Source organism: Massilia sp. CT11-108 (assembly GCF_047302915.1).
Lineage (GTDB): Bacteria > Pseudomonadota > Gammaproteobacteria > Burkholderiales > Burkholderiaceae_D > Telluria > Telluria orientalis.
Genome location: NZ_JBKYMO010000586.1, coordinates 1 through 3,154, shown reverse-complemented (window position 1 = coordinate 3,154; position 3,154 = coordinate 1). Strand labels below are relative to the sequence as shown.

Genomic DNA, 3,154 nt, shown 5'->3' with positions numbered 1-3,154 from the left:
GGCCCGTGAAGATATGCGGGAGTGCGCCGGGGATCACGACATACAGGATCACATCCTTCTCTTTCGCACCGAGACTGCGCGATCGGCCGCAGCACGCCGCCACCGGCCAGGTTGACGATGCGCGACAGGTGGATGGTCGCGACGTCCGGCCCGGCGCCCACGACGGAGGCCGTGATCAGCTTTGTATAGAAAGGCTCACCCCATTTGAGGGTCGTGCTGACGACGCGCACGTCGCGCTGGCTGGCGTTGAAGTCGTCGACCAGCGCCCGCATGCGCGCGCCGTCGCCGCCCGAAAGCAGCGTCCACATCCTGACTTCGACCTGCCCCCGCGCGGGGGCATTCACGCCCGCCAGCCCGAGGAACAGGGTCGCAACCAGCGCGGCGGCGCGCGGGAATCCGCGTCGCGCCACGTTGTCTCCTGATTGTCCTTCTCGTTCGTTGTGGCGCGCGGCTGTCAAGCTGTCTTTATGCGACTTTACGCCGTGCGCGCGCCCCGGGACCGCCACGCCCGCGGCGTTCGAAGCCCGGAGGACCCGCGGACGGACCGGGTTCGGTCGGCGGGATGTCCGGTGCTTCCAGCTGCGGAGGCTGGCGCTCTCCCGGATAGGCTAGCACTTCTGCCGTTTCTCCGACGCGCGTCCACTCGACAGGGAAATCGGGCCCCCGCCGCGCGCGCCAGCGCTGGCTGTGGCCGAGGGGGTCCAGCACCCAGTCCTGCAGGTGCGCCTGCGGGCCGCGCGTGGCCTGGGCCAGTGCTTCGATCGGCGCCTTCGGCACGCGGTCTTCCGTCAGCAGCCCGTTCTTTTCGAGGAAGGTGTCCGTCAGCTGCGTGTAGCAGAAGCCGGACAGCGGCCGGCACCGGTGCACCGCCGACATCAGCTGCTGGTAACGGGTCAGCAGCTCCTTGCTGTCCTTCGCCACCGAATAGCCCCAACCCGACTCCTCGCCGGGTTTCGACATGGCAATGCCACCGAACTCGGACAGGAACAGCGGCCGGCCCAATCCGGTAAAACCGTCGATGACGAGGCGGCGCCGGTCCGGCTGCACGTGTTCCAGCGTATAGGCGACGGCTTCGCGGCTGCCGTAGCGTTCCAGCAGCACGACCGGGTCCTGCTCGTAGTCGTGCACGCACACGAGGTCGCCGCACGGCATCTCCCAGCCGTCGTTGCCGACGACGGGGCGGGTGCCGTCCAGCGCGCGCGTCATGTGGTACAGGGCGCGCACGAAATCGACCTGGCGCCGGTCGTTCACCAGTTCCGGCACGCCCCACGATTCATTGGTCGGCACCCAGGCGACGATGCAGGGGTGCGAGATGTCGCGTTCGACGAGTTCCTTCCACTCTTCCATCACGCCGTGGATCGTCGCGCTGGAAAAGCCGTACGCGGACGGCATCTCGCCCCACACGCACAGGCCCAGCACGTCGCACCAGTACAGCCAGCGCGGATCTTCCGACTTCTGGTGCTTGCGCACGCCGTTGAAGCCGAGGCGCTTGATGAGCAGGACGTCGTGGCGCAGCTGGTCGCTCGACGCGACCATCAGGCTGTCCGGCCAGTAGCCCTGGTCGAGCACCATGCGCAGGAAGTAAGGGCGGCTGTTCAGCACGAAGCGGTCGCCTTCCACGCTCACCGTGCGCAGCGCCGTGTAGCTTTGCACGCTGTCGATCAGGTTGCCCTCGGCCGAGCGGATCTCGATCTCGGCGTCGATCAGCTGCGGGCTCTCCGGACTCCACATCCACAGGCCGCGCGCGTCGTCGATGCCGGGGTCGGGCAGCTGGAAGATACGGGATAGGCGCGGCCCGGTCAGCAGGCAGCGGTCGCCCACGAGCAGCCGGTCGCCCAGTTTCAGCGTCACGTTGGCCATGCCGCCTTCCGGCACGTGGGCGATGTCGGCGTCGAGCCGGATCTGCCATCTGGCGACATCGGCCGTCCAGCGCAGCTGCGCGACGTGCGCGCGCGGGACCTTTTCGATCCACACGGTGCGCCAGATGCCGCTCGTGCGCGGGTACCAGATCTTGTGCGGCTCCGGCTCCCAGTCCATCTTCCCGCGGGGCTTGTGCATGTCCTGCGGGTCGTCCTCGGCCTGCACGGCGATCTCGAGGATCGAGCCGTCCAGGTGGCGCGTGACGTCGAGGGAAAACGGGCTGTGGCCGCCCCGGTGCTCGACGGCGAAGCGGCCGTTGATCCACACGCGGGCCCGGTAGTTGACGGCGCCGAAGTGCAGGATCAGCCGCTCCTCCGGTCCCGGCAGCAGCGCGGGGTCGAGCGAAATCTGGCGCTTGTACCAGACGCGCCGGCGGTAGCCGCGGTCGTGCACGCCGCTGGCGCGCGCTTCGGGTGGATACGGGACGACGATCGTGCGGTCGAACGGCACATCGGCCGGATCGACGTAGAGGGTCGAGTCGTCGAACATGGCCTGCCAGGGGCCGTCGAGGCTGCGCCAGGCGGCGCGCCGCAATTGTGGGCGGGGATATTCCACGTTTGCGCTCCTTCGTTCTTCGGTACGGCCTACTCTAGGAGCCGTAACTGCCGCTGGCAAGCCCTTTCACTACCGGTTACAAAGCGATACCAGCGACGTCGCATCAACGAGACAGGCGGGACACGGCCACGCGTTCGAACACCGCGCGGTAGCCGGCGCCGCCCATCGCCACCAGGCCCAGCCTTGCCTGCGGTCCGAGGCGGTGCGTCCAGGTCCCGCCCCCGACCCAGGTCTTGCCGTCCTGGCTCGAATATGCGGTATAACGCTCATCCCCCCCGACCCGGAGGACATCGAGCCGCAGCCACGTGGTCGTCCCCGGCGTGCCGACGACCGTGTTGCCGTAGCGCGGATACGCGGCCGGCACGGGAGACAGCTCTTTCGCGAACTCGACCTGGTGCAGGCCGCCGTGCGCCATCTCGACGAGCTTGACGTAGTTGTCGTCGTCGCGCATCACCACCAGGCCCGCCTGCACGGCCGTCTTGCAGCAATCGTCCGGCACGGCCAGTCTTACCACCGCCTCGACACGGTAGTCGCCGTCCGGCAGCGCCGCCTGCAGCACGCTGGCCGTGTTCGTGTCGACGTGCAGGTCGGTCGCGGCCGTCGCCACCGTGAAGCCCTGGGGGCCCGTCGACCAGGCGTCGTCGGCCGGCCAGTGGTGGACGATCTACCACGGCATCGA

Annotated in this window: 2 protein-coding genes and 1 pseudogene; all 3 read right to left on the bottom strand. The window is 68.5% G+C overall.

Features of this window, described 5'->3' with window-relative positions:
- A pseudogene (locus ACEN88_RS27840) lies at positions 1-410 on the bottom strand (hypothetical protein); the annotation flags it as partial.
- Between the two features lie 55 nt (positions 411-465).
- The gene (locus ACEN88_RS27835) at positions 466-2,475 is read right to left on the bottom strand and encodes a glycoside hydrolase family 2 protein (RefSeq protein ID WP_413344855.1); all 2,010 of its coding nucleotides are present in this window, start codon (positions 2,473-2,475) and stop codon (positions 466-468) included.
- A 103-nt stretch (positions 2,476-2,578) separates the two neighbouring features.
- Positions 2,579-3,082 (bottom strand): hypothetical protein, encoded by a 504-nt coding sequence (locus ACEN88_RS27830; protein WP_413344853.1) that lies wholly within the window; start codon positions 3,080-3,082, stop codon positions 2,579-2,581.
- Positions 3,083-3,154 lie beyond the last annotated feature (72 nt).